General features: G+C 66.3%; 27 protein-coding genes and 2 pseudogenes. 11 read left to right on the top strand and 18 right to left on the bottom strand.

What is annotated here, in order from left to right; genetic code table 11:
* Nucleotides 1-48: 48 nt before the first annotated feature.
* Nucleotides 49-987, bottom strand: coding sequence for a mechanosensitive ion channel family protein (locus QH276_RS20760; RefSeq protein ID WP_280397476.1), 939 nt, complete (start codon nucleotides 985-987; stop codon nucleotides 49-51).
* 106 nt (nucleotides 988-1093) lie between these two features.
* Nucleotides 1094-2485, bottom strand: a complete 1392-nt coding sequence (locus QH276_RS20755; RefSeq protein ID WP_280397477.1) for a cystathionine beta-synthase — start codon at nucleotides 2483-2485, stop codon at nucleotides 1094-1096.
* 114 nt (nucleotides 2486-2599) lie between these two features.
* On the opposite strand from QH276_RS20755, the gene QH276_RS20750 reads away from it, so the two are divergent.
* From QH276_RS20750 to QH276_RS20740, 3 genes are all read left to right on the top strand, one after another.
* Complete coding sequence (locus tag QH276_RS20750; RefSeq protein WP_280397478.1) at nucleotides 2600-3061, top strand: hypothetical protein; 462 nt, start codon at nucleotides 2600-2602, stop codon at nucleotides 3059-3061.
* Between the two features lie 164 nt (nucleotides 3062-3225).
* Nucleotides 3226-4098: an SGNH/GDSL hydrolase family protein gene (locus tag QH276_RS20745; RefSeq protein ID WP_280397479.1), complete on the top strand. Its 873-nt coding sequence runs from the start codon at nucleotides 3226-3228 to the stop codon at nucleotides 4096-4098.
* A 78-nt stretch (nucleotides 4099-4176) separates the two neighbouring features.
* Nucleotides 4177-5394 (top strand): acetyl-CoA C-acetyltransferase, encoded by a 1218-nt coding sequence (locus QH276_RS20740; RefSeq protein WP_280397480.1) that lies wholly within the window; start codon nucleotides 4177-4179, stop codon nucleotides 5392-5394.
* An 81-nt stretch (nucleotides 5395-5475) separates the two neighbouring features.
* Here the strand turns inward: QH276_RS20740 and QH276_RS20735 are convergent, their stop codons facing one another.
* The 3 genes from QH276_RS20735 to QH276_RS20725 all read right to left on the bottom strand — a co-directional run bounded on the left by QH276_RS20735 (nucleotide 5476) and on the right by QH276_RS20725 (nucleotide 7189).
* Nucleotides 5476-6000: a DinB family protein gene (locus QH276_RS20735; RefSeq protein ID WP_280397481.1), complete on the bottom strand. Its 525-nt coding sequence runs from the start codon at nucleotides 5998-6000 to the stop codon at nucleotides 5476-5478.
* Nucleotides 6001-6494: 494 nt separating this feature from the next.
* The gene (locus tag QH276_RS35570) at nucleotides 6495-6662 is read right to left on the bottom strand and encodes a hypothetical protein (RefSeq protein WP_432278571.1); all 168 of its coding nucleotides are present in this window, start codon (nucleotides 6660-6662) and stop codon (nucleotides 6495-6497) included.
* A 221-nt stretch (nucleotides 6663-6883) separates the two neighbouring features.
* On the bottom strand, nucleotides 6884-7189 hold the full coding sequence (locus QH276_RS20725; protein ID WP_280397483.1) for a hypothetical protein: 306 nt from the start codon (nucleotides 7187-7189) through the stop codon (nucleotides 6884-6886).
* Nucleotides 7190-7354: 165 nt separating this feature from the next.
* Here QH276_RS20725 and QH276_RS20720 point away from each other — a divergent pair, with 165 nt between their 5' ends.
* Nucleotides 7355-7921: a DUF998 domain-containing protein gene (locus QH276_RS20720; protein ID WP_280397484.1), complete on the top strand. Its 567-nt coding sequence runs from the start codon at nucleotides 7355-7357 to the stop codon at nucleotides 7919-7921.
* 261 nt (nucleotides 7922-8182) lie between these two features.
* Nucleotides 8183-8323 (top strand): annotated as a pseudogene (locus QH276_RS20715) (TetR family transcriptional regulator); the annotation flags it as partial.
* Between the two features lie 168 nt (nucleotides 8324-8491).
* On the opposite strand, the gene QH276_RS20710 reads toward QH276_RS20715, so the two are convergent.
* The 5 genes from QH276_RS20710 to QH276_RS20700 all read right to left on the bottom strand — a co-directional run bounded on the left by QH276_RS20710 (nucleotide 8492) and on the right by QH276_RS20700 (nucleotide 11534).
* Nucleotides 8492-8962, bottom strand: a complete 471-nt coding sequence (locus QH276_RS20710; protein WP_280397485.1) for a pyridoxamine 5'-phosphate oxidase family protein — start codon at nucleotides 8960-8962, stop codon at nucleotides 8492-8494.
* The gene (locus tag QH276_RS35565) at nucleotides 8932-9324 is read right to left on the bottom strand and encodes a winged helix-turn-helix transcriptional regulator (RefSeq protein WP_432278802.1); all 393 of its coding nucleotides are present in this window, start codon (nucleotides 9322-9324) and stop codon (nucleotides 8932-8934) included. Before QH276_RS35565 ends, QH276_RS20710 begins: the two co-directional genes overlap by 31 nt.
* 106 nt (nucleotides 9325-9430) lie before the next feature.
* On the bottom strand, nucleotides 9431-9964 hold the full coding sequence (locus QH276_RS35560; protein ID WP_432278573.1) for a dihydrofolate reductase family protein: 534 nt from the start codon (nucleotides 9962-9964) through the stop codon (nucleotides 9431-9433).
* A 237-nt stretch (nucleotides 9965-10201) separates the two neighbouring features.
* The gene (locus tag QH276_RS20705; RefSeq protein WP_280397486.1) at nucleotides 10202-11131 is read right to left on the bottom strand and encodes an alpha/beta hydrolase; all 930 of its coding nucleotides are present in this window, start codon (nucleotides 11129-11131) and stop codon (nucleotides 10202-10204) included.
* Complete coding sequence (locus QH276_RS20700; RefSeq protein ID WP_280397487.1) at nucleotides 11124-11534, bottom strand: SgcJ/EcaC family oxidoreductase; 411 nt, start codon at nucleotides 11532-11534, stop codon at nucleotides 11124-11126. The genes QH276_RS20705 and QH276_RS20700 overlap by 8 nt, the downstream gene beginning before the upstream one ends.
* Nucleotides 11535-12174: 640 nt before the next feature.
* On the opposite strand from QH276_RS20700, the gene QH276_RS20695 reads away from it, so the two are divergent.
* Nucleotides 12175-13173, top strand: a complete 999-nt coding sequence (locus QH276_RS20695; RefSeq protein ID WP_280397488.1) for an RNA polymerase subunit sigma-70 — start codon at nucleotides 12175-12177, stop codon at nucleotides 13171-13173.
* 162 nt (nucleotides 13174-13335) lie between these two features.
* Here the strand turns inward: QH276_RS20695 and QH276_RS20690 are convergent, their stop codons facing one another.
* The 3 genes from QH276_RS20690 to QH276_RS20680 form a co-directional block, all read right to left on the bottom strand.
* Nucleotides 13336-14184: an alpha/beta fold hydrolase gene (locus tag QH276_RS20690; RefSeq protein ID WP_280397489.1), complete on the bottom strand. Its 849-nt coding sequence runs from the start codon at nucleotides 14182-14184 to the stop codon at nucleotides 13336-13338.
* Nucleotides 14181-14612: a MarR family winged helix-turn-helix transcriptional regulator gene (locus tag QH276_RS20685; protein WP_280397490.1), complete on the bottom strand. Its 432-nt coding sequence runs from the start codon at nucleotides 14610-14612 to the stop codon at nucleotides 14181-14183. The genes QH276_RS20690 and QH276_RS20685 overlap by 4 nt, the downstream gene beginning before the upstream one ends.
* A gap of 282 nt (nucleotides 14613-14894) precedes the next feature.
* On the bottom strand, nucleotides 14895-15533 hold the full coding sequence (locus tag QH276_RS20680) for a winged helix-turn-helix transcriptional regulator (protein WP_280397491.1): 639 nt from the start codon (nucleotides 15531-15533) through the stop codon (nucleotides 14895-14897).
* Nucleotides 15534-15590: 57 nt separating this feature from the next.
* Here QH276_RS20680 and QH276_RS20675 point away from each other — a divergent pair, with 57 nt between their 5' ends.
* Both QH276_RS20675 and QH276_RS20670 read left to right on the top strand, forming a co-directional pair.
* On the top strand, nucleotides 15591-16469 hold the full coding sequence (locus QH276_RS20675; RefSeq protein ID WP_280397492.1) for an SDR family oxidoreductase: 879 nt from the start codon (nucleotides 15591-15593) through the stop codon (nucleotides 16467-16469).
* Nucleotides 16470-16699: 230 nt separating this feature from the next.
* Complete coding sequence (locus QH276_RS20670; protein ID WP_280397493.1) at nucleotides 16700-17206, top strand: pyridoxamine 5'-phosphate oxidase family protein; 507 nt, start codon at nucleotides 16700-16702, stop codon at nucleotides 17204-17206.
* A gap of 7 nt (nucleotides 17207-17213) precedes the next feature.
* On the opposite strand, the pseudogene QH276_RS20665 reads toward QH276_RS20670, so the two are convergent.
* The 3 genes and pseudogenes from QH276_RS20665 to QH276_RS20655 all read right to left on the bottom strand — a co-directional run bounded on the left by QH276_RS20665 (nucleotide 17214) and on the right by QH276_RS20655 (nucleotide 20543).
* A pseudogene (locus tag QH276_RS20665) lies at nucleotides 17214-18163 on the bottom strand (IS481 family transposase).
* Between the two features lie 100 nt (nucleotides 18164-18263).
* Complete coding sequence (locus tag QH276_RS20660; protein WP_280397494.1) at nucleotides 18264-19118, bottom strand: Bax inhibitor-1/YccA family protein; 855 nt, start codon at nucleotides 19116-19118, stop codon at nucleotides 18264-18266.
* Nucleotides 19119-19415: 297 nt separating this feature from the next.
* On the bottom strand, nucleotides 19416-20543 hold the full coding sequence (locus QH276_RS20655; RefSeq protein ID WP_280397495.1) for a serine/threonine-protein kinase: 1128 nt from the start codon (nucleotides 20541-20543) through the stop codon (nucleotides 19416-19418).
* 353 nt (nucleotides 20544-20896) lie between these two features.
* Here QH276_RS20655 and QH276_RS20650 point away from each other — a divergent pair, with 353 nt between their 5' ends.
* Together QH276_RS20650 and QH276_RS20645 are read left to right on the top strand one after the other, a co-directional pair.
* A complete protein-coding gene (locus tag QH276_RS20650) occupies nucleotides 20897-21670 on the top strand; it encodes a hypothetical protein (protein WP_280397496.1) in 774 nt (257 codons plus the stop codon).
* A 138-nt stretch (nucleotides 21671-21808) separates the two neighbouring features.
* On the top strand, nucleotides 21809-23362 hold the full coding sequence (locus QH276_RS20645) for a DNA polymerase Y family protein (protein WP_280397497.1): 1554 nt from the start codon (nucleotides 21809-21811) through the stop codon (nucleotides 23360-23362).
* An 8-nt stretch (nucleotides 23363-23370) separates the two neighbouring features.
* Here QH276_RS20645 and QH276_RS20640 read toward each other — a convergent pair whose 3' ends face one another.
* Together QH276_RS20640 and QH276_RS20635 are read right to left on the bottom strand one after the other, a co-directional pair.
* Nucleotides 23371-23901, bottom strand: coding sequence for a hypothetical protein (locus QH276_RS20640; protein WP_280397498.1), 531 nt, complete (start codon nucleotides 23899-23901; stop codon nucleotides 23371-23373).
* Nucleotides 23902-24049: 148 nt separating this feature from the next.
* Complete coding sequence (locus QH276_RS20635; RefSeq protein ID WP_280406861.1) at nucleotides 24050-24670, bottom strand: AMIN-like domain-containing (lipo)protein; 621 nt, start codon at nucleotides 24668-24670, stop codon at nucleotides 24050-24052.
* 166 nt (nucleotides 24671-24836) lie between these two features.
* Between QH276_RS20635 and QH276_RS20630 the strand changes: the two genes are divergently transcribed.
* Nucleotides 24837-25979, top strand: a complete 1143-nt coding sequence (locus tag QH276_RS20630; protein WP_280397500.1) for a class I SAM-dependent methyltransferase — start codon at nucleotides 24837-24839, stop codon at nucleotides 25977-25979.
* Nucleotides 25980-26119: the final 140 nt, after the last annotated feature.

The following is a 26119-nucleotide window of genomic DNA, read 5'->3' as shown; positions in this document are numbered from 1 at the left end:
GTGCACCGGAGTCCCGGTGCACGGCGGAAGCATTGCTATGTCCCGGCGTTACCGCAGGTGGCGCGGTTCGCCTCCCCCGTAGGGCGGCTGGCCACCGTACGGGGGGTTCCCGTACTGCTGGCGGTAATCGGCGGGCGGCATCTGCTGACCGAACTCACCGGGTTCACCGCGGTAGCCGCCCTGCGCGGGCTGCGGCTGATCCCACTGCGGATCGCGGGCCCCCGGCGCCTGCTGCCGACCGGCCATCCGCTCCCGTTCCCGGGACGCGTCCTCCCGGCCGCGCTGATAGGCCTCGGCATGACCGCGCATCGCGGGCAACTCCTGTTCCAGGCCGCCGAGCCACGACTCCCAGCGCTGCTGCATCGGCCGCACCATACCGCCGCCGACGCCCACCACCAGGATTCCGCCCACCGTCGCCAGGACGGCGATCAGGATGGGGGTGGTGACCGCGGTGGCCACCCCGATCTGGTTCAACGCGGCGATGATGCCGATACCCCAGATGAACACCGTGGCGATCCGGCCGATCATCGGGCCGTAGCTGAGACCACCGAGCGCGTTGGTCACCAGATCGCTCACCGCATGCGCGATCGCACCCGCGATGCAGATGATCAGAATCGCGACCGCCAGCCTCGGTAGCCAGGCGACGATGCCGTCGATCACATCGCTCACCGGGTTCGGGCCGAACACCCCGAAACCCAGTTGCAGGGTGATCAGCAGAATCGCGTAGTACGCCACCTTCGCCAGCAGGTCCGAGGCGTCGTATTTGCTGCGCGAGAGCATCCGCTCGATCCCGCCCCGTTCGACCAGCCGGTCGAAACCGACCCGCTCCAGCACCTTGTCGACGATCTTCGCGACCACTCTGGCGATAATCCAGCCGATGAGCAGGATGACCAGGAAGCCTGCGAGCTTCGGGACGAAAGTCGCGACCGAACTCCACGCGTCAGAGAAACCCTGCTGGAAATCGATTGCCAAACTCGAGGTTCGCACAAGCCCTTCCCTTCGCTCTCCGAACGAACGTGGCAGTTGCCACGAACGGTGTTGGACTCGTTATACCCCTCCGGAGCTGGTTGAACCCACGATTGCGGAATAATTGCTACTGGACCGCCCGGCCGGTGCTCAGAAAGCCCAGCAGGTCGTGGCGGGTGATCACGCCGACCGGTTTACCGTCCTCGACGACCATCAGGGCATCGGTATCCGACAGCGCCTTGGTGGCCGCGGAGATCGGCTCTCCGGACCCGATCAGCGGGAACGACGCGCTCATATGCTGGGCGACCGAATCGGTGAGCTGGGCGCGCCCGGAGAACACCGCCGACAGCAGATCCCGCTCGGACACACTGCCCGCGACCTCACCGGCCATCACCGGAGGTTCGGCACCGACCACCGGCATCTGCGACACCCCGTACTCGCGCAGGATCTCGATGGCGTCGCGCAAAGTCTCCGAGGGGTGGGTGTGCACCAGATCGGGCAGCTCTCCCGATTTACCGCGCAGCACATCGCCGACCAGGGTTTCGGTGGTGGATCCGTCGAGCGGGGTGCGCAGGAACCCGTAGGAGCTCATCCACCGGTCGTTGAAGATCTTCGACATATAGCCGCGCCCGCCGTCGGGCAGCAGGACCACCACCACGGCGTCCGGATCGCGCCGGGCGACCTCGAGCGCCGCCACCACGGCCATCCCGCAGGAACCGCCGACCAGCAGGCCCTCTTCGCGGGCCAGCCGCCGGGTCATATCGAAGGAATCCGCGTCGGAGACCGCGATGATCTCGTCCGGGATCGCCGGATCGTAGGCCGACGGCCAGAAATCCTCGCCGACACCCTCGACCAGATACGGCCGGCCGGTGCCGCCGGAGTACACCGAGCCTTCCGGGTCGGCACCGATGACCTTGACCTTCCCGCCGGACACCTCCTTGAGGTAGCGCCCGGCACCGGTGATGGTGCCGCCGGTGCCGACACCGGCGACGAAATGGGTCACCGTGCCCTCGGTATCGCGCCAGATCTCCGGGCCGGTGGTCTCGTAGTGGCTGTCCGGTCCGCCCGGGTTGGAGTACTGATCCGGTTTCCAGGCGCCGTCGATCTCCTGCACGAGCCGATCGGACACGCTGTAGTAGCTGTCCGGGTGCTCCGGCGGCACCGCGGTCGGGCACACCACCACTTCGGCGCCGTAGGCCCGCAGCACATTGCGCTTGTCCTCGCTCACCTTGTCCGGGCAGACGAAAACACAGTGGTAGCCGCGCTGCTGCGCCACCAGGGCCAGACCGACACCGGTATTGCCGGAGGTCGGCTCGACGATGGTCCCGCCGGGCCGCAGGTCTCCGGACTTCTCCGCCGCCTCGATCATCTTCACCGCGATACGGTCCTTGGAACTACCGCCCGGGTTCAGATACTCGATCTTGGCCGCCACCAGCCCGGCACCCGAGGGAACCACCGAGTTCAACCGGACCAGCGGGGTGTTGCCGATGAGGTCCACGACATGATCCGCGATGCGCATACCCCCATCGTTGCAGAGGCGTTGCCGGCGGCCTCGGTGTGGTCCGGCGCGGCACGGTCACCGCCCTCGGCAAATCCGGCGACGACGCGCCCCAGCATTTAGGATCTCGGAGCTATGAGCCTGCCGAAGTTCGCGCGCGCCACCGTGATCCTGGCCGGATCGGTATTCGCGCTGATCGCCGCGCCCGGGGCACCGGCCGGCGCCTCCACCCAGCCGTTCCCCGATGTCCCCACCCTGGCCTACGGCGGGCTGTGCGGCACCAGCATCCGGACCTGGGCGGACACCAGCCCCCAATGGCCGGGCCGGGCGGTGATCAATGTCCGCGCGAACCCGGTCGTGGGCGTGGGCACCGGTTCGTATCCCTTCGCTCCCCTGTGCGAAGTACTGACCACGGTCTCCTGGCGCAACCTCGACACGGGCGCCACCGGCACCTACGTCAACAATGTGGTGACCGGCATCTACGGCAGCATCCAGTACTCCCTGTTCCAGGACACCGGCCCCGGCCGCGTGGCCGTCACCGTCACCACCAACCACGCGAACATCCCCGCCCACGGCAGCTTCGTCGTCCCGGCGTAGCGCACCGCGCCGGGCGGGGTGCCCGCAGCCGAATCGCGCTCCCTCGGTAACCCGGCTCGCGCGCTCCTTGCGCGGGAGTGGGCAGATGCCGAGTTGTCACCCCGCCGCGAGCGACATACACGCGCACTCGCACGCGGCCCGCTGCCCGAATAAAATCGCTGCACATGGGCGAGACTCGGATCGGATGGCGCACGGCCGCGGTGGCCGGGGCCGCCACGGTGGCGTTCGGTTCCGGGGCGGGAACCGCGTCGTGGGCGGCCTATCGGCTGCTGATGACCCAGGCCGGTGCCGCGCGGGGGATGATCGGCCGCGATACCTCCAAACCGCCGGAGGCCGACGGCATCTATTCACCGGACGGATACGAACCCTGGCGCACCGGTAAGTATGCCGACCTGCACCTGATGATCTTCGGTGATTCGACCGCGGCCGGGCTCGGCTGCCGGACGGCCGGCGAAGTCCCCGGTGTGCGGATAGCGCACGGTCTGGCCGATGCCACCGGGCAACGGATCCGGCTGAGTACCAAAGCGATCTCCGGCGCCACCTCCAAAGGGCTGGCCGGACAGGTGGACGCCATGTTCGTGGCCGGGCCGCCGCCGGACGCCGCGGTCATCCTGATCGGCGGGAACGACGTCACCAAGAAACATTCCATCGGCCGCTCCGCACAACGGCTCGGCGCGGCGGTGAGCCGGTTGCACGGCGCGGGCAGCATCGTGGTGGTCGGCACCTGCCCCGACCTGGGCAGTGTCACCGCCATCCCGGAACCGCTGCGCACCGTGGTGCACCGCTGGAGCCTGCAACTGGCCCGGGCGCAGGCGGCGGCCACCCGGGCGGCCGGCGGGCGCACCGTACCGATGGGTGATCTGCTGAGCAAGGATTTCCGCGCCGCGCCCGAACAGCTGTTCTCGGCCGACGGATTCCACCCCTCGGCCGCGGGCTACGCGCTGGCCGCCACGCACCTGCTACCGGAGCTGCTGGCAGCGCTCGGTGACCGGGATATGGCCGCGGCGGATATTTCCCCGCAGGCCGCCGGGACGTAGATTCAAAGGGATCGTACCCGTGAGTAGTGCGCGATCGGGCAGGTTCCGCCGCGCACACTCCTCGACAAAGGAGTCCTCATGCCAGAGGCCGTCATCGTTTCCGTTGCTCGCTCCCCCATCGGTCGCGCCAACAAGGGGTCGCTGGTGAGCATGCGGCCCGACGACCTCGCCGCGCAGATGGTGCGCGCCGCGCTGGACAAGGTCCCCGCCCTGTCGCCCGCCGATATCGACGACCTGATGCTCGGCTGCGGCCAGCCGGCCGGTGAGTCGGGCTTCAATATGGCCAAGGTGGTCGCCACCCAGCTGGGCTACGACTACATGCCCGGTACCACGGTGAACCGCTACTGTTCTTCCTCGCTGCAGACCACCCGGATGGCGTTCCACGCGATCAAGGCCGGGGAGGGTCACGCGTTCATCTCCGCCGGTGTGGAGACCGTCTCCCGTTTCCCGAAGGGCACCGCCGACGGCTGGCCCGATACCCACAACCCGGCCTTCGCCGAGGCCGAGGAGCGCACCGCCACCCGGGCGCAGGGCGGCGCCGGCTGGCAGGACCCGCGGGAGAACGGCGATCTGCCCGATGTCTACATCGCCATGGGCCAGACCGCGGAGAACGTCGCATCCTTCACCGGTATCTCCCGGGAAGACCAGGACCACTGGGGTGTGCGGTCGCAGAACCGCGCCGAAGAAGCCATCAAAGCCGGTTTCTTCGAACGCGAGATCACCCCGGTGACCCTGCCCGACGGCACCGTCGTATCCACCGACGACGGCCCCCGGCCCGGCACCACCTACGAGAAGATCTCCCAGCTCAAGCCGGTCTTCCGTCCCGACGGCACCGTAACCGCCGGTAACGCCTGCCCGCTCAACGACGGCGCCGCCGCGCTGGTCGTCATGAGCGATACCAAAGCCAAGGAACTGGGCCTCACCCCGCTGGCCCGTATCGTCTCCACCGGCGTCTCCGGCCTGTCGCCCGAGATCATGGGCCTGGGCCCGATCGAAGCGGTGCGCAAGGCGCTGAAGCTGGCCGGTAAGACCATCGGCGATATCGACCTCTACGAAATCAACGAGGCCTTCGCGGTGCAGGTCCTCGGCTCGGCCCGCGAACTGGGCATGGACCTGGACAAACTGAACGTCTCCGGCGGTGCCATCGCCCTCGGCCACCCGTTCGGTATGACCGGCGCCCGCATCACGGCCACCCTGATCAACAACCTGCAGACCCACGACAAGCAGTTCGGTCTGGAAACCATGTGCGTCGGCGGCGGCCAGGGCATGGCGATGATCATCGAACGCCTCAGCTGATCGGAAGGCCCCCGCACAGACCCGTGTCCGTGCAGGGGCCTCACCTTTATTCCGAGCCGGTCGGCACAGCGACCGGAAGGGTCAACGGAGTCCGGCTCGGTAGAGGTCGCGCAGCAGCGCGATCTCCGCACCGTGGTGCAGCAGCTCCCGCTGAGTGTGCAGCACGATTCCCGCGGTCGACCAGCCGGCGAGCACGCTGCCCGGCGGTCCCGCGGGTGCCGCCAGCCCGGCGACTCCGAGTTCGGCGACACCGCCGATCCACGCCTGGTAGGCGGTGTCGAGTTGCTCGAGCGCCGCCGTCGCTGTCCCGGCGTAGCGGAACGAGGCGAAATCGACGGGCGGATGGCCGAAGCGTTCCAAGCCCGCCTCCAGCAGGACGATCACATGCCCCAGACGCCACGCGATGGTCGTCACCGGAGCGGGCTCGGGCGGCGGTATCGCAAAATCGCAGACGAACTCACCGGCTGCCGGACGGACCGTCCACATACCGGGCACCGGCTCCCAGAGGTATTCCTCATCGGTGAGCCCGTCGAGCCGGGCACGCAGTTGTCTCGACCAATGCGTTTCCAGCTGGCTTCGTATTTCGGCGTTCCAGTCCAGGTCCATGGCCTACACCCTGTGTATTTCGCCCGGCGTGGACAACCGGTTTTCGAGTACGCCCGGCATCAGGGCTTCGCGAGGCGCTTCTGCTCCTTTTGGTAACAAACGCCAGATACCCGGCATTGCCGAGGAACCCGGCGCCGAAGATTGCGTTGAGCCACTGGGACATATCGCTCTGCCCACCCTTGACCACGGCCATCGCAATCATGACGATCCCGCTGAGCGCGAGTAATCCGACATACCAATTGAACTCGGTTTCCTTCGGGCCTATCGTGCGGCCCAACCGGCACACTCGATGACCGAAAGGAAATCGCGAACTCCTTGCCGAACGCTTATGGCGTACATTACGCCGAGAGCCGGAAAATTATCACTCGTGCGGTAGTTCGGTACATTCCGAGCGGATTCCGGGGGCTCCTACGACCGATTCGTCCGGAAACATGAAGACGGCCCCCGCCGAAGCGAGGGCCGCCTTCAGTGCGTTGCGACTACTAGGCCCTGTTTCATAAGCCGTGGCCGGATAACCACAGGTTGATCGCGGCGACCCGGACAGTGGCCAGGTAGCGGACAGCGAGTTTGGCGTAGCGAGTGGCCACTGCCCGGTGCTGTTTGAGGCGACTGATCGCGCATTCCACCGCGTGCCGCAACGTGTAGAGGCTCGGCTCGAACATCGGCGGTCGACCACCGGCGTGGCCTTTGGCCGCGCGATGCGCGGCCTGGTCTGCTTTGATCGGGATCGTGGCTTTGATCCCGCGCCGTCGCAGGTAAGCGCGGTTGGCCGCCGACGAATACGCCTCATCGGCACGCGATCCGGGCGGGATCGGGTGCCACCGACCCCGAGCCGCGGCACCCGGATCTCGCCGAGCACGGTCGTGAACTGCGGGCAGTCCGCTCACTGACCGGGCGTGACCACGAGTGCCAGCGGGCGCTGGCGTTGGTCAGCGGCCAGATGCAGTTTCGTGGTGAACCCACCACGGGAACGTCCGAGGCCGTGATCAGCGGGTTCATCGTCGAAACCACCCGCCGGCTCGACCTGGCCGCCCGGGTCACGCCGCGCCCCGGCCGCATGCTGATGAGCACGGGCGACCGTGGAATCCACGCTCACCGTCCACTCGATACCGCCGACCGCATCGGTATGGGCTTGCAGCGCGGTCAGCAGTGATTCCCATGTTCCGTCGCGCTGCCAGCGGCGGAACAACCCGTAGACGGTCTGCCACGGCCCATATACCGGCGGGATGTCACGCCACCTGGGCTCGGTTGTCCTGGAGGCGAGCGCATGCGGGCAGTATCGTCATCTCGCGGCGGGAGTCGCGTGGGTCCTGGTATTCGGGTACCTCCTCGCCGAACTCGTAACCGCCACGGCATGGAAATCGGCCTACAGCTTCCGTCACCACAGATCAGCGACCTGGGCATCACAACCTGCACACCGCATGCGTGCTCGCCGCTGCATCTGCTCATGAACGCCACATTTGTGGCACTGGGCCTGGTGACCATTGCTGGAGCCGTTGTATTCCGCAATTACATTCCGCACGGCCCGCGTCAATGGTCGATCGTGGCGCTCGCCGTCATCATCGGACTGAGCACTGCCGCGACGGGGTTCTTCCCGTCCGACGGCGGTATCGGCGTGCATGTCCTGGCTGTGCTGCCCGCGTTCGTATCCCGCCACATCGTGCTGATCCTGCTCGCGATCTGGCTGTGGAAACACCGCCGCCTCGCCGCACTGTGGTCGGCCTTCTGCGTCTCGGCCGGAATCGTCGGCGCGGTGCTCATGATGATCGGCCTGCAGGTCGGAATGACCGAACGCCTGGTCCTCTACCCGCTACCGACCTGGATGGCCGTGACCGGCGCCGCCATTGTTCTCGCGCCTCTCCGAAACGCCGTACGGGCAGTGAGATCTGTTTGCCCGCCGGCGTCCGGGATCGCCCGCTGAGCCAACCATGGAGCCGCCGCCGCACGGAGCCGGGTCGCGCTGCTCCGCCTGTGGTCGGATCCGAGGTTCGCCACCGTCCCAGCGCGTACCGGGTTTCGGGGCCGACGGTCGACGGTTACCGGCACTGGACCCGGCGCCGTCCTGTGTCTACGTTGTAGATCTACACATGGGTAATCCGTCCGGAGAATGGAGCGCCTTCGTGATTGCTGAACCCTCGGGCAGCCACAGGAGAGCCGGGGCCGGTCGCCGGGACAGCCCGGCGACCAGGCGGCTGTACTGGATGCGGCGCTCGTGATCGTCGACCGCGACGGGGTCGACGGGTTGTCGATGCGCCGGCTGGCCGAGGCGGTGGGTCGTGATCCGATGGTGATCTACCGGCACGTGCCGAACAAGGCCGCAGTCGGGAGACGCCGTTATGCCGGGTCCGGACGATACACCCGCGGGTGGCGCATGGTGGTTATAGATCCTGGTATCGGTTCTGTCGGCCACTTCTGGCCTGCGGGGCCGGTGCTGTCGTGCTTGTCTGTATTCACGCCGGGGCCGGGCACGGTGGAATCAGGCAGGGGTTACCTACTCGAATCGCCAGCGTGTGGCCGTCTGACCATCTGCGCCGTACCCGAAAGCCCGTCTCGGAATGACGCGATAGAACGCATACTCAGGTGAGCCCGGCAGCGATTCCTCGAAAGCACTGCCGTCCCTCAGGGTAAACTTCCATCCATACTTGGCCTGAAACGCGGCTGCGACGTCCTCGATCCGGACTTCGTCGCGCTCACGCTGGGCCGTTCCCTCGATCACCAGGTCCAATGTGGGATCCGAGGCCGTAAGGACACAGCAGGCATTGTCTTCGATGTTTCTAGCTTTAACGGTGGTTGGACGTGCCGTGAACCATGGAACATCGTCGACCCAGACGGGCATCAACGGTGCATTGTGCGGCCTACCGTTGGGTCGTACCGTCGACAGCCACGCCTTGGCAGCAGTTTCTATACATGCCCTGGCCTGATCCCAACTCTTCACAGTCGACTCGTCAGTGCTGATCGACACAGCGTCACTATCGGAGAAAAGCAGCTCGGCAATCGGTACAGTAGTGTACACGTTTCAGTCCATTCTATTGTTGATGCTGATCGGTGATCGTAGATGCAAGTTCTCGAATACTGTCCACCAGTTCCATCCCTTTTCGAGTCAGCACTCACATAATCGAAGCGCGGTCGGTGGTCACAGGTCTCACGATCGACCACGCCATGCTCGACCGAGTGGCTCAGCCGCTCCGCCAGCGCCTTGCGCGATATGCCCAGTTCGGCCCGTATATCGTCCAATCGGCGGACCCCTGCCCACACACTGCGCAGGGTCAGTGGTGACCAGGGCTCACCACTGACGTCCGAGGTCCGCGCGATCGAGTCGGCCATGGTCGAGCGGATAATGGCTGGACTATTTGTACAGGTATGCTCGTCGGCTCGCTGGTCACCTGGTTTTCTCATCATGCGCCCAGGCTGTCCGGTTGGGATCCGGTAGCTATCTGCCGTATATCAAATGCACGACTCCGGTCTGCGATCTCCTCATATCGACCAATTTCATGGCCACTGGCGACCGAGCGGCCGAGAACGCCGGTCGACCCCTTCCGAGTACGAGTGGGAAAATCCCGATCCGGACCTCGTCTACGAGTCCCGATTGGAGGAGCTGGTGTGACAACTGACCGTGTCCATAAATGATGAGCTCGTCATTCCCATCTTTCTTCAGATTCATTACCGACTCCATCGGATCGGTTGAGATAACTGTGCTTCCGGGCCAATCCACTGACGAGAGCGTCGAAGAGTAAACATACTTAGGAATTTCGTTCAGTCGCACAGCGTGCGGACTTATTTGACCGCTCGTGGTCTTTTTCAAGTAATCGTATGTGTTGCGTCCCATCAGCATTGCGTGCGCACGCTCGAGCTCGGCAACAGATTCACCGACGGCTTCTTGGTCGTAATACGGACCTACCCAGGCCATCGGGTCTTCGTGCACTCCGTCGAGTGAGATGAAATAGCTTATTGCCAGTGTCCGCATTGGTTCTCCAAGTTACTTTGACGGATGGTCGCGCATACTACCTATTCGACTCGGGCTCGTTGCGAAAGGAACCGTCGGCGCGATTGTGTCCATGGGACGGGAAGCGGTGGTACCCGGTTGTAATCCATCGAATAGTTCGCCGGATCGGCTGCGACGGATTACCGGCGAATATCTTGTCGTCACAACCACTCCGTCACGGCGCTACGATGAAATACTCTCTACATGATTTCGTGTATCTCACAGGCCGATTCTAGGTTTCACCCAGGCAGCCAGCTCTACAATGGCTTTATCTGCTCGAGGGTCATTTCCGGCGGACATCTGGAAGGTATGCTGTCCGCCGGGAAAGATGTCGAGGCGAATGTCGATGCCTGCATTGCGCGCTCGTTCGGCAAATCGTGTCGAGTCGTCCAGAAGCATTTCAGCGTCACCTACCTGTATGTAGGTCGGCGGCAGCCCGGAGAGGTCTCCGAACAATGGGCTGACCGACGGATCTTCGCGATCACCGTCAGGTCCCAGCAAGAGCATTGCCAGGAACCCCAGGTTCATCGGGGTCTCGCCGCCGAACTCGATGTCGTTTGTGAGATTGGTTTTGTGCGAGTTACCGCCGAGGGTGAGGTCCGTCCACGGCGACATGGGCAGCAATGCTGCCGGCAAAGGCCGACCCTGGTCCCGAAGCCTCAGTGAAGCTGCGAGCGCCAGTCCGCCACCGGCAGAATCACCTACGAACGCAATGCGATCCGAATCGAACCCCTCGTCGAGTAGCCATTCGTACGCTGTCGTCACATCATCGAGCGCCGCGGGGTGCCGATGCTCGGGCACTCGCCGATAGTCGATGCTCAATGCTCGAACTCCTACGGCTTTGGCAATGTGGCCGAACAGCTTCCGGTGAGTGTAGATCGACCCGCCGATATATCCGCCGCCGTGAATGCACAACAGTACATGGTCATCGGGCGATCCGTGGGGTACGAGCCACATCGCCGGCACACCCCTTACGGAGATCTCGAGATAGTCGACACCGCCTGGCTCGGTGGTGACGTCGCCCCACCGATCGTCGACCCGTCGGGCATCTTCCAGCGGCAGGGGCGGGTCCAACGCAGCTGCCTGATTGCTGCGTCGGTAATGATCTTCGAGGGTTCCGATCAGTGAATTTGCCCGTGCGTCACTCATGCGCGTTCTCCGGGCTATTCTGAAAGGCTTCGACGAGCCATTCACCGCTCTTCTTCGACAAGACCCACGTTTCCAGTGCCTTGGTGTCGTTCGACGGGCTGTCGGCCCCAGCGTAAACCACCGATCCTTTGCTGGTGACGATCGCAATGTCCGGGCCCAGGAATCGAATTGTACGTACTTCATGAATGGCCTTGGAGCCTTTCAATGCTCCGTCGAACATGGCCGCCATGGTCGAGCGCACAGCTTCTCGATTCGGCAAGAAGACCCCCGGCAGCGTTGCAGTCGCGTTCTCGGCATACGGCGCGGTAAACGCATTTGCGTCGTTCTTCTCCCAGCCAGTGTAGATAGCCTGCAGGGCAGCACGAACAGCTGCTTCTTCGTCACTTGAAACCGTGGTCGTCATAGACACCCCTTCCTCGCTTGCCGCTCGTATCTCGAGCGTTCGAACATGTAGACCACAGGCAGCTGGGAAAGGAATCACGAGGCTGCTGCACGGATAGGTGACATCGATCCGGCTTGCCGACAGGCGAACCTGGAAGGATGTCGTCCTGCCCAAGCCCTATCCCCAGGAGTTCCGCGAGGGTCGCCCGTAGCCGTGAGGACGGAGTGACGTTGGAGCAGGCCGCGGCCGATTTCGGGGTGTATCTGGTGGCGTTGTCGAAATGGATGCATCGAGCTGACGTCCATGATGGGACGATCCGGGAACCAGCAGTGGCAGATCCGAGCTTCGGGAATTGCGGCGCCGCAACCGTCTGCTCGAGCAGGTGAACGAAGTTTGCGCCGGGCGGCAGCGTATCTGCTGCAAGCTCATCTTCCGGGAAAAGGTGGCTCTACCGGCTGATCGACAGCCTCGTCGCCACCGGGGCGGCGGTCGACCGATACTGTCGCCTCCCGGGAGTCGCCCGGCAAAACTACTACAGAGCGCTACCCGTGTCCTCCGGGTTTCGCGCTTCGACCGCCTGACCCGCGATTCCTTTAGGCTGAAACTCGGGTCAGTACCTCCACACCGATGTACATCGATCTTGTAATCAACGGAGGCTTCTATGACGGCGGCGCGTACCCAGAAACTGGACCCGAACGAGCTCATCCAGGAATTCGAACGTCTTCGTCGGGAACTGACCGTTCTGTGTTACCGGATGTCAGGGTCGATCGACGAAGCCGAGGACCTGGTGCAAGATACCTACCTACGAGCTTGGCGTGCAGCAGATCGGTTCGAGGGTCGCTCCTCGCTGCGGACCTGGCTTTACCGGATTGCGACCAATGTGTGTCTCACCGCGCTCGAGCGGGAAGAGCGACGAATGCTTCCGTCCGGCTTGGTGCCAACGGACCCCGAGCCGGTGACCAGCGACAGCTATAAGGGACCGTCGCCGAGGTGGCTCACACCGGCTCCTGACCGGCTCGCGGTCCCTCTTGCGGATGACCCGGCCGAGATCACCGTCACAAGGTCCCACCTCAGGCTCGCAATTATCGCGGCACTCCAGTTCCTGCCCCCTCGCCAGCGGGTAGTCCTGCTCCTGCGGGATGTCCTTGCCTTCCCGGCCAGCGACGTGGCGAACTTCCTCGGTATCAGCACCCCCGCCGTAAAGAGCCTGCTGCAACGAGCGCGCGGACGTATGGACGAAGTCTCGCCCCAGCCCGATGCCAGCCTCGAGCCCGAGGACCCCGCTGCCCAGGCACTCGTCAACCGCTACATGACAGTATTCCAGGAGGCAGACGTCACTCTTCTCGAACAGGTGCTGCGGGACGATGCTTCGATCGAAGTCGCACCCCTGGGGATTTTCAAATCCGGGAAGGAGGTCTGCATCCCATACCTGGCCGGTAGCGTGTTGAGGCTGCCCGGCGAATACCGCATGCTCCCAACGTCTGCCAATGGCCAGCCAGCTGCGGTGGCATATCGTCGTGGAAAGCCCGGCGAATACGATGCATTCGGATTGGCCGTACTTACAGTCACTTCCGAGCACATCACCAGGATCAGCGTATTTGCCGACGGGCAGTTTGTGGAGCGATGGGGCTTCCCGTCCAAACTCGTCAGCCCGTTGTAGAGCCTCGAGCTGAAGTGCTCAGTTGCTCGTCGTCGTGGCGCCTGCGATGAGAGAACATCCACCACGGCGACGAGTGGTTTGTGTCTGCACTGTGGTCACGCACTGACTGTTCGAACGCAGCATCGTTTGTCGGACGGCGACGGGGCCGGTTCATCGGCATTCTCATCGATCGAGCAGGAACGCGGCGATCCGCTCCGCGACGATCGGTCCCGACTTACCTTCCGGCCCGAAGTGGTCGAGACCGTTCAGGGTGTCGATGGTGGCGTTGGGAAGAATATCGACCAGGACATCGAGTTCTGCTCGGGTTGTCGAGGGTGTGCGAGTTCCGCAAAGGACCATCGTCGCGGCGACCAGATCGGCGAACTCGTCGAGTCTACCCTGCTGGGCGGCTAGTTGCTCGTGCTCGGCGAGGTTGGCCTCGAGGAGGGGCCTCATCCGTTGCCATCGCTGTCCACGAAAGCCGATGCGCAACACAGTGCGCAGATACCAGTGCGGCAGCTTGGCCACGAATCCTGGTGCCCCGCCGGATCCTCGAATGAAGTGAGCGAATGCACCGTAAGGATCGCCCGCGTCCAGCCGTTCGCGATAGGGGCTCATCCACCCGGTCGCGACGTGGCCACCGGGAGTTCCCGGCTCGTAGAGCACGATGTGGTCGAACACCGGTGACGATCGTGCGGTCTCGAGAATGGCGAGTCCGCCGTAGCTGTGACCGAACGCCGATCGCGCACCGGTTTCGGCGTGTACGGCAAGGATGTCGTCCACTTCCTTCCGCAAGCTGTAGCCGGGTCCGAGCGGACCGCTGGCGCACCGCCCGCGGCGTTCGACGAGATGCACTGTGCAGGAACGGGAGAGCGCCGAAGCCAACGGCAGATAATCCTGCGCAGTGAACAGCGCGCCACCGACCACGATCACACTCGGCCCGTCCCCCATCGTTCGGAAACTGATCGGGGTGCCGTCTGCCGAGCGGACCGAGCGCAGCAGGGCCGACACGACCCGAGCGTCGTAACTCATGTGCGAGACTCCGAACGTTCGAATGTGGTCAGTAACTGCGCGGTGTGCTGTGCGTATTCGTCATACGGCACGCCACTGTCGACAACGACCGCCGCTAGTCGTTCTTCGAGATCTTCCTGGACGGCGGTCACCAGCAGCTGCCCCTTGTCGGTGAGGCTGAGGCGACGGCTTCGTCCGCCGGCCGGATCCGGCTGAACATCGAGGAGTCCATCGTTGGCGAGAATGCTTGTCATACGGCTGACCGACGGCTCCGTCACGCCCAGCCGGTCAGCAAGAATCCGCTGCGTCGAGGCCCCCAGCTCACCCACCGACATCAGTGCCAAGAAGCGGCTGTAGGACACGCGATGCTCTGTGCGCAGGATCCGGTCAGCCACCCGGTCCAGGCGGGCAGTCAGAACGTGCAGGTTGAAACTCAGTCTCCGTTCCACCTCAACAACTTAGCACGCTAACTTAGCAATGCAAGTTACCGCAGCCTGCAAACCGGAGCTCTCGTCAGATACAGCGAGTCATAGCCCGCGTCTCTTGCCCGCATCGCGCCACCCAGTTCTTGCGAACTCTTCTCGCCCACAGCCGGCTTCGCTCGCACGCCCCCGGTGCTGATGGCACACAGCGGCGGCCAACACAAAAATGCACCGGGACCGTGGTCCGGGCCCATCACTTCGTGGCCACCAGCGACGTCGCCGGCGCCGACCGCGCCGTCGGAACCCAATCTAGGGAGTCGTCCAGGTGCTGTGGTCGAAGATTCTGGTCAGGATAGTGCGGTCGCCGTCGATGCGGGTTCTGTCGGCCAGTTCGTCGAGTGGCCGCTCGTGGATGATCAGCTCCAGGAGTGTGGCGGAGTCCGCAGTGAGGGTGGCGTCGGCGTCGTGTGGTTCGCCTCTGTCGATGGTCAGTTCGCCGGCGGTAACGCGCAAGGTGAAGGCATCGTCGTCGATGAACACGGCGACGGTGGCGTCGTTGCCGGCGATCGGTGAGCGGCGGTGGCTTTGCAGGGCGAGCATCAGCGAGTCGGTGCCGACGGGTCTGGCGTCTGGTGTGAGCGGTGCGCGGCGGCCCCAGCGGCCTAGGAGGACCAGCAGTGGTTGTAGTTCGTGGCCCCAGTCGGTGAGCTGGTAGACCTGCGCGTTGGTGGGTGAACCAAGCTTGCGGCGGCGTACCACGCCGCCGGCTTCGAGGTCGCGCAGGCGTTGCGACAATGCGGCCGAGCTCGCGTTGGGCAGTCCGTGGTGGAGCGCGCTGAACCGTTTCGGGCCGTAGAGCAGCTCTCGCACGATCATCAACGACCAGCGTTCGCCTATCAGGTCCAGTGCGCGCGCCGCCGCGCACTGATCGCCGTATGTCTTCGCCATACGTGCAACAATACGTGTACCTTGACAACTTGAAGCTCTAGCTTCAAAGTTTGAAGCATGATTCTTGTAACGGGCGCTTCCGGCCTGAGTGGCACCATCATTGTCCGCGCGTTCGCGCGGCAGCGGATCCCCGTGCGTGCGCTGGTGCGCGACCTCGCCAAGGCAGCGGACCTACGTGAGTTACCCGGAGTCGAGGTCGTCGTCGGCAATATGCTGGAACCCGCGTCGCTGGCCGATGCGTTCGCGGGCACACCGCGGGTGCTGATGATCTCCGGGGCGCGCGAACGGATGATCGAGACGCAGTGTGCGTTCATCGATGCCGCGGCAAATGCCGGCATCGAGCACATCGTGAAGTTCTCCGGGAAGGAGTCCGGTATCGGATTCGACCCCCAGCGCTTCCGCGGCACCCGCGCACACGTCGAGATCGAGCGGTACCTAGAGCAATCCGGGATGGCCTGGACCCATCTGCGGCCCAGCCAGTTCATGCAGTTCTACCTGCCCACGGCCTTGACCGGCATCGATATGAGTCGTGGCGAGTTCCGGATGCCCATCGGCGACACCGAGCTGGCACCCATCGACATCGAAGACATCGCCGAGATCGCCGTGCGGGTGATGACCTCGAACGGCCACGAAGGCAAGGCATACGAGATGACCGGCCCGCAGGCGTTGTCCATGAAGGAAGTCGCCGAGATCGTGTCCGCCGCGACTGGACGGCCCGTGCGTCACGTCGAGGTCCCACTGGAGGACATACTGTCCGACATGCGGGCCCGTCATCTGCCCGAGCCCGCGATCGACACCGTGTCCGAGGTGCTGACCGAACGAGCCCGGCATCCGGAATCCGCAATCTGGTTGCGGACACACGAGTTGTTCGGCGTCGAACCGACATCTTTCGCCGACTTCGCCGAGCGCAATGTGGCTGCCTTCCTGGCCTGCTGAATCCGTGCGATTCCGCTCGGATCGAAGCGATAGAGCCGTCGATTACGTTCGCGCTCCGGTGACAATCCCGTGGGGTATTCCGCCCCGACGCAGGGCGGCCAGGACCGTGGTGTGGTTGACGGTGAGATGGTTGCCGACCCGGGCGAGCGACCAGCCGAACCCATGATTTCGGTCCAGGTGGACCGAATCATGTGAGTGGCCGTGACAACACTCGCGAGATAGGAATGTTTATGACTACCGAACTGCCGCAAGGTGATCTGCGCCTCCTGGGTACCGACCTGGCGCGGCAGATGCTGACCTCGAATCTGTACGCGCGCTTGGGCCTCATCTGGACCGATGGCAGGCCGAGGGTCGTTCCAACTTGGTTCCACTGGACAGGTCAGGAGGTCGTGATGACGACGTATCTGGCCGGCCCTGCGGTCGGCGTGCGTCATCCCGCCCGTCGAGTGACGGCACTCCGCGCGAACCCCAATGTCGAAATCAGTATCGGAACTGATGACATTCAACCACGGGCCATCTCGATTCGTGGACGCGCTTGCATAGCCGAGGTAGACGGCGTAGCGGACGAGTACGCCCTGGCCGCAAAGCGCTATCTCGGGGAGAAGGCCGCCACGTCACTTCTCCAATCCGCGGCGCTACCGGGGACCAGACAGGCACGCATTGCCGTACGTCCTACCTGGGTAGGGCTATTGGACTTCCAGACCCGCCTCCCCAGTCCTCTCGGGGGCGTCCTATGACTCTGGCCTAGGTGTAGTTCCCCGTGAGGTTGTGAACGCGGGCTGCGGGAGTTTGGCCGCCGAGGCTCGTGTGTGGGCGGTGGTGATTGTAGTGATGCAGCCCGTCGCTGTAGGTCGCTGAGCGGGCGGCCTCGCTGTTGTAGGTGCGGGCGTAGGCCCATTCGGTGGCGAGGGTGCGGTTGAACCGTTCGACCTTGCCGTTGGTTTGCGGCCGGTACGGCGGGTCCGTTTGTGGGTGATGGTTCCCAGCGCTGCGGCGAACTCGCGTGACCTGTAGCAGGACCCGTTGTCGGTCATCACCGCCTCGACGGTGATCCCGGCTGCGGTGAAGAACGCGTTGGCCCGCGCCCAGAACCCGGCAGCGGTGTGTTTGCGTTCATCGTCGAGTATCTCCGAATACGCCAGCCGGGTGTGGTCGTCGACAGCGTGGTGCAGGTATCGGTAACCACGGGAAGCGGCTGCTCCCGCCCGTCCTGCTCGGTCGCGTGCGGCTCCGGCAGCGCGGTCGGGGGCCGAGCCGCGGCCGTGGGCTCGCCATCCACCACCGTCGGGAATGCGGCCTTGCTTTTTTATATCGATATGGGCCAGCTGACCGGGCCGGGTCTTCTCGTAGCGGACCGGGCGCGGGCGGCGCACCGGCAGACCGGTGGCCTGGTCGAGCTGGCGCAGGAGCGGCATCCGGTATCGGGCCAGGACCCGGCCGACGGTCGAGCGAGCCATACCGAGGTGGAAAGCGATCCGGTGTGGACCCCACCGGCGGGTGAACCGCAGACCGATGATCCGGCGTTCGGTTCGTGATGGTGTCCGGTTCGGGAAACGATGAGGACGTGCGGACCGGTCGGTCATCGGCAGGCCGGACCGGTACCGATCGGCCCATTTCTTCGCTGTCGCCGGCGAACACTGAAACCGTTGCGCGGCACGGCGAACCGGCCAGCCGTGATCGACTACACCGGGCAGTGGCCACCCGCTACGCCAAACTCGCTGTCCGCTACCTGGCCACTGTCCGGGTCGCCGCGATCAACCTGTGGTTATCCGGCCACGGCTTATGAAACAGGGCCTAGTCGCTCTGGAAGTAGCTCAGCAGGCGCAGGATCTCGACGTAGAGCCAGACCAGGGTGACCGTGAGGCCGAGGGCCACACCCCAGGCCGCCTTGGGCGGAGCCTGGGCGCGGATGAGCTGGTCGGCGGCGTCGAAGTCCAGCAGGAAGCTGAACGCGGCGATGGCGATGACCACCAGGCTGAAGATGATCGCGATCGGGCCGCCGTCGCGCAGGCCGAAGCCGCCGTCGGTGAAGAAGCTCGCGATCAGGTTGCCGACGACCAGCACCAGGATGCCGATCATGGCGCCGATGAGCATGCGGGTGAACCGCGGAGTGACGCGGATAGCACCGGTCTTGTAGACGACGAGCATGCCGGCGAACACCCCGAAGGTGCCGAGCACGGCTTGCCCGATCATGCCGGGGCCGCCCACACCGCCGAAGGTGGCGTCGGAGAGCACCGCCGAGAACGCACCGACGAAGAGGCCTTCGGCGACCGCGTAGGACAGCACGATCGCCGGGTTGTCGGCTTTGTTGCCGAAGGTCGCCACCAGCACCAGCACCAGGCCGACGATCGCGCCGCCGATCAGCAGGATCGGGGCGAGCCCGGGGTTGGAGATGGATAGCACATAGGAGACCAGCGCGGAAATCGCCAGCACACCCAGCGTGATCCCGGTTTTGGTGACCACGTCGTCGATGGTCAGCGACCTGGTCGGCGCCTGGGGATAGCCCGGCTGCTGATACTGCGGGGGGTACTGCTGGTTGCCGTACTGGTAACCGAGCTGACCCGCGCCGGCGGCGGTCGAGCCGAAGCCCGCGTAGCCGGTTTCCTGCTTCGGCAGATTCTTGAATACCGGATTGCTTGTGGCGCGCACCGCAAATCCCTTTCTCGGAGTTCGTTGGCCATACCGGGGCACGACCGTCGGCTCGAGCTGTTACTCGATATCCAACTGTCCATCCAACGATCACGACCCCCGGTGGAGTTCCCGGGCGCGACGGAAAGACAGACAAACCGGACCTTACCGCCGGAGGGCCTGCCGTGGGGCACGGACCGGTCGACGAATCGGATCCGCTTATTCGTGCCCGACCTCGGCGGACCCCTGGTATCCCCCGGATTCGTCGTGGCGAACCCGATAACAGAAGGCCTCTGCCTATCACCGGGCCGGATGCTTCTACATGATCATCATGAGGATCACGATGATGATGACCAGCCCGATCAGCAGGCCGATCGTGACCGCCACGGTGGGACTGGGTGATTGCGTGGCGCCCACCCGCCCGGCCTGGGCGGGAGCCGGGGCCGGGTGCACCGGCTGCGGCTGGGCGCGGCGGGGCAGCGGACCGGAGCGGGGGCTGCGCAGACCGGCCGCGGAGTTACGTGCCGCCCAGGCGGGGATGGTGCCGTCCTCGGTGCGCACCGGGGCACCAAGGATATTGTCGGCGGCGCCGGGGCCGAACGCGGCGGCCAGGATCTCGTCGCGCGCCTGCGCCATACTGGGCCGGCGCTGCGGGGCCGGCTCCATCATGTGCAACAGCGCGCGGGTGAGCACCCCGCTGCGCGTCGGCGGGATGATCTGCGCCATGGCGGCGCGTTCCACGATGGCGTCGGTATCGTCGTCCATACCGAACGGCGGCTGACCTTCGATGGCGGTGTAGAGGGTGGCCCCGAGGGAGAACACATCGCTGGCGGCGGTGGGCGCGGCCCCGCGGGCGACCTCCGGCGGTAGGTAGGCCGGGGTGCCGGTGATCATGCCGTCGGGTTCGTCGGAGGCCTCGGTGATATTGCGGGAGATACCGAAATCGCTCAGTTTCGCCATCCCGACCGCCGGCCCCCGGTCGGCGACGAGAATATTGCCCGGTTTGATATCGCGGTGCACGATCCCGACGGTGTGCGCGGCAGCGAGCGCGTCGGCGACCTGCGCCCCGATCTGCGCGACCTCGATCACCGGGAGGGTGTTCACCAGCCCGAGCGCCCGGGCGACACTGCGCGAGGGTAGGTGCTCCATCACCAGCCAGGGTTCCCCTGCCTCGAGCACCACGTCGTAGACCGCGATGGCGTGCTCATGGGACAGTTTCGCCGCGACCCGCCCCTCGTGCACGATCCGATCACGGATCTGGCGGGCCTCTGCCTCGTCCAGACCGGCCGTGGACAGCACCTGCTTGATCGCGACGTCACGGTCGAGCAGCCGGTCGTGCGCCAGCCATACCGCCCCCATACCGCCACCGCCCAGTTTCGACTGCAGACGGTACCGGCCGGCCACCAGATAATCCGGGCCGACGATGGGACGGGGGCGATCGATCATGCTGTGAGACTAGCCGAATTCAGTGGTAGCCGACCGGTTTCGGAACCGGCGGCGAAAGCAGCGTGATCGTGTTCACTACAGCAGGTCGTAGGCATACGGGCAGCTTCCGGAGCGGATACTTCCACCGGTAATCTATCGAATGTATGTTCGAACCAGGAGGGATGTTCGACGGAGCAGGGAGCGGAGCGGAGGAGCGAATATTCGAGACTTCGGGGCCCGGACCGGCGACGCCCGGCGGCCCTGACCCCGCGCCGCGGAGGCGGTGCAATGGCACAGCAGCTGGGCAGGCGGTGACCACTTCGGTGACACGGCCGGAAGACCCCCCGACGTCGTTGCGGAAGCAGGTGAAAGTTATGGCGGCACGGGCACCGAAGGTAAGCGGCGCGCGACTGCGTGAACTGGCCGAACTGCGGCGGGCACGCGCGGCGGGCGGTGGGCCTCGCGCAGCGGTCGGCAGCTGCGCCCCGGCGGCACCGGCGGACGCGGTCCGGCGCGAGGTGCTTCCGGTACCGCCCGCCCTCGCCCCCCTGCTGCCCGACCGGGGTCTGGTCAAAGGTTCGGTGGTCGCCTACACCGGTGCCGGAGCGTTGCTGACCGGGCTGCTCGCCGCGGTCACCGGACCGGGTGGGCATGCGGCCGCGGTCGGCGTGCCCCGGCTCGGCCTGCTCGCCGCCGCGGAGATGGGCGCCCGGCTGGACCGGATCGCGGTGATCCCCGACGCCGGCCACGACCCGCTGGAGGTGGCCGCGGTCTTGCTCGACGGAATGGAACTGGTGGTCCTCGGCCTCGGCGACGCGGCGGTCGCGCCTGCCCGCGCCCGGGTACTCGCCGCGAAAGCCCGCGCCAAAGACGCCACGCTGCTCGTCACCGGTGGTTCCTGGCCCACCCCGGACCTACGGCTGGAAAGCCGCGTCGCCGGCTACACCGGGCTCGGCGCGGGTAGCGGGCGGATCCGCTCCATCAGCCTCGATATCGAGGTCCGCGGCAGAACCGGGGTCCCGGTCCGGGGCCGGCTGGCCGCGCGACCGCTCGGCGGCCGGGTCGAGTGGATCGTCCCCGGCGCCGCCGCGGCACCTACCTCGGATCAGCCGGAAACCACGGGGCAGGAGGACTCCGTTGCCTCCTGACCGGATCGTGCCCCGTCTCGCGTACCGGTCCGGGGCCTCGCGGTGGCACCGGGACTCCCCCGGCCCACCCGGCGGCCTCGTGCGCCGGCCCTCCTTCGCCCGTGTCCGATACCCCGCCCGGGGTAGATCGGCGGACCGATGACCCCGCGAGTACTGGCGGTCTGGTGTCCCGACTGGCCCGCGGTCGCGGCGGCGGCCGGTGCCGGGCTGCCCGCCGAGCAGCCGGTGGCGGTGCTGCATGCGAACCGGGTCGTCATCTGTTCGGCCACCGCCCGCGAGGCCGGGGTGCGCCGCGGGATGCGTAAACGCGAAGCGCAGAGCCGCTGCCCCGAATTGCATATAGCCGCACCCGACCCGGACCGCGACGCGCGGCTGTTCGAACCGGTCGCCGCGGCCGTCGACGGTCTCGCCTCCGGTGTGGAGGTGTTGCGTCCCGGTTTGCTCGCCCTCCCCGCGCGGGGAGTGATCCGGTATTTCGGCTCCGCCGAGGCGGCCGTCCGGAAGTTGCTCGCCGCGACGGCGACCGCCGGGGTGGAGGCACGGATCGGGATCGCCGACGAACTCCCGACGGCGATCATCGCCGCCCGGCACGGCGCCCTGGTCCCTGCCGGCGGGGACGCACGGTTTCTCGCCCCGCTCCCGATCACCGAACTGGCCGCCGAACCCGGCCCCGCGGAGCGGGAACGCGCGGCGCTGCTGGATCTGCTGCACCGGCTGGGATTGCGCCGGATCGGCGATTTCGCCGCGCTGAGTACCGCGCAGGTCACCTCGCGGTTCGGCGCCGACGCGGTGCTCGCCCACCGGCTCGCCCGCGCACTACCGGATCGCCCGCCGGCGCCCCGGACCCTGCCTCCGGACGTGGACGTGCGGCTACCCTGCGACCCGCCGATCGACCGGGTCGATACCGCGGCCTTCACCGGACGCCTGCTCGCGACCCGGCTCACCGCGGCTCTGTCCGCCGCGTCGCTGGCCTGCACCCGGCTGGAGATTCGCGCGGAAACCGAAGCCGGCGAACAACTGTCACGGGTCTGGCGCTGCGCCGAACCGCTGACCGCCGACGGCGTGGCCGACCGGGTGCGCTGGCAATTGGACGGCTGGCTCACCCGCCCGCACGGTGACCGGCCCACCGCGCCGATCACCGTACTGCACCTGATCCCGGTGGAGGTGGTGCCGGCCGCGGCGTTGCAGCTGGGGCTGTGGGGCGATACGGGGTCCGGTGACGAACGTGCCCTGCGCGCGCTGGTCCGCGTGCAGGGGCTGCTCGGCGGGGACGCGGTCCGGGTCGGGGTGCTCAGCGGCGGCCGCGGGCCGGCCGAACGCGTCACCATGGTCACCTTCGGCGACGAAGCGGCACCAGCGACCGACCCGGCGCCACCGTGGCCGGGCCGGATACCGGAACCGGCGCCCGCCGTGATCATGGTCGACCGGCCGCGCGTCACCCTCGAAACCGCCGGCGGCACGCCCGTCCGGATCACCGAGCGCGGCCTGTTCAGTGGTCCGCCGGCACGGTTGCGCTGGGGCAAGTCCAGCTGGCGGCTCACCGCGTGGGCCGGGCCCTGGCTGCTCGACGAACTCTGGTGGTCGCCCGGCGCGGTACCGGCCGCCCGCGCGCAGGTGGAACTCCCGGGCCCGCACAGCCTGCTGCTGCTCGCCCGCGACAACCAGTGGTGCGTCGAGGGCCTCTACGAATGAACCGCGGCTCAGTACGGTTCGCAGGCGTCGAACGCCGCGTCCTTGTCCGCGTTGAACGTATCGATCTGACCGTTCACTTCCTCCACCGACGCATTACGTTCCAGCAGATCGGCGAGGTTACCCAGATTGTCGCGGTAGGTGCGCATCGGCGTCGAGACCTCGTTGGGCACATCGGGGTTCAGCTCGTCGTCGATCTTGCCGGCGGTATCGCGCAGCGCGGTGATCGCGGCGCCCTTCTTCGGCTCGACATCCGGCGCCTTGTTGTCGCTGGCATCGATATAGGCGTTGAACGCGTCGACCGCGGGATTGTTGTGGTCCCGCAGCGCCTCGCAGACATCGGTCGCGGCCGCCGCCGCGGCGGCCGCGCGGGACGACGACGCCGCGGCCGACGAGGACGTCACCTCCGACTTGTAGAGCTGCAACTCGCCCTGGTTCACCTCCGCGGTACCGGACACTGTGCTGGAGCAGGCGGTGATGAACCCGCCGGCGACCAGCGCGGCCGCGGCGGCTGCGAGGCCGGCTCGTTCGAGTCGTCGCATCGGTCTGAAACTCCCCTCGGATGCCCACGACCCCGTATTCTCGCCCCGGCGCGCCGGACATCTGAGCCACCGGTGCTGTCAACCGTACTGGGTCGAGTCGATTTCCGACCCCCCAGGCTCCGATTTGTCGATCAACCGATACCGGTGATCAACCGGTGGCGATATCGACGACCAGTCGATTCGGCATGGTGGCCGAGGTCACGGTGAACCCCGGCTCATCGCCGGCGACGCCGATGAACGACTGGGTGATCCCCTCGAACACCGTGGTCCGGTATACCCCCGCGATCCCGGGAACCGCCGGGTCGGTGGCCGGGTCCGGACCGGCGTAGGGCGCCACTCCGCTGTCGAACGGATAGGCCGAACCGGTGATCCGCACCTCGAGCACGGATTCACCCGCCACATCCAATTCCCGGCCGCTACCGTCCTGGACGGCGCGACCGGTGTACCACACACTCCAACCCGGAGCGCCCGGGCCGCCCAGAATGTACTCGACCCGGTCGAAACCCGCGTGCCGGCTCATCCGGATATCGGTCACCGTGAGCATGGCGTCCGGCGAGGCCTCGGCCTGTTTCGGCACCGTATCGTCGGGTGCGGGCACCTGCTCGCCCGGTAGCGGTATCGGCAGCGGCAACCCCGGCGGACCCGCTTGCGCACTGGGTGGCCGCTCGTTCGCGGTGGAAGAGCTAACCGGCGGTGCCGACCCCGAGTCGGCACACCCCGCGAGACACGCCAGCATCGCGGTCACCACCAGAACACGCCCGGTACGCATGTGCCCGATGCTAACCGCGGCGGGCACTGTACTGCGGGAACGTGCACTCGTACGGTGTGCCACCGGCCCGGCTGCCGCAGCCGCGGGGCCGCCGGGAACACCGTCCGGCGAACGTATCCACCGGGCCGGGCGCTGCCACCCGGCAACGATCTAGCACACTTGTCTGGTGCGAGACGTGGAGGACCTACTGGGAAGGTTGCGCCGCTATCCGGATGTGGAGGCCGCCAACCTGTATGCCGTCGACGCCGCGGACCGCCTCATCCTCGATGTCGCCGCGGAGACCCTCGCCACCGCCGAGCCCGGCACGGTCGTGGTGATCGGCGACAACTACGGCGCGCTCACCCTGGGTGCCGCCGCATCCCATGACCTGCACCGCATCCGGGTGCACCAGGATCTGCTCACCGGTGAACTCGCCCTCGCCGCCAACGCCCGCACGCTCGGCCTCACCGACCGCTACACCGCACACCCCCTCGGCGAAACATTGCTGGCCGGCGCCACAGTGGTGCTGCTGCGGCTTCCGCGGGTGCTGGCCGGTCTCGCCGAAATCGCCGACGCCGTCGCCCGCTACGCCCACCCCGAGGTCCGCGTATTCGCCGGCGGCCGGGACAAATACCTGACCAAAGCGATGAACGAGGTACTCGCCGAATCCTTCGCCGAGGTCCGGGCCAGCCGCGGCCGGCAGAAATCCCGCACACTGCTGGTGCGCGGACCGAAACCGGTGGGGGAACCCAGGTTTCCGGTGCGCGAGCATATCGGCGAGCTGGATATCGACGTGGTCGCCCACGGTGCCGCCTTCTCCGGGGCACGCCTGGATATCGGCACCCGCTTCCTGCTCGAACATCTGCGGGCCATGAAACCCGATGCCCGCGACGCCGTCGACCTCGGTTGCGGCACCGGCATCCTCGCGGTCGCCCTGGCCCGATCCCGGCCCGGTATCGCGGTCACGGGCACCGATCAATCAGCTGCCGCGGTCGCCTCGGCGACGGCCACTGCCGCGGCCAATCAGGTCGCCGGACAGATCACCGTCGTCCGCGACGACGCCATGTCCGCCGCCCCCGACAACAGCGCCGACCTGGTGGTGTGTAATCCCCCGTTCCACGTAGGCGCGGCCGTGCACACCGGTTCGGCCATCAAGATGTTCGCCCAGACGGGCCGGGTCCTGCGGCCCGGCGGCGAACTGTGGACGGTCTACAACAACCACCTCAACCATCGCACAGTGGTCGAACGGATGGTCGGCCACACCGAAGTGATCGGCCGCAACCGGAAGTTCACGGTCACCCGATCGGTCCGCGGCCTGCACAGTATCTAATTGCGCCGCCACCCGCGGCGCCGGTTGGGGGGCCCCCCAGTGTGGGTGTTGACTACCCCGCGGGGTGTTTGACAGCCCCCCCACCCGCGCCCCCCCGTTGGGGGGCCCCCCCATAGGGGGTTTAAAAAAACCCCGCCCCC

Source organism: Nocardia carnea (assembly GCF_029869215.1).
GTDB classification, from domain to species: domain Bacteria; phylum Actinomycetota; class Actinomycetes; order Mycobacteriales; family Mycobacteriaceae; genus Nocardia; species Nocardia carnea_B.
Note: the sequence above shows the minus strand (reverse complement) of the source record. Positions and strands in the feature narration are given on the sequence as shown.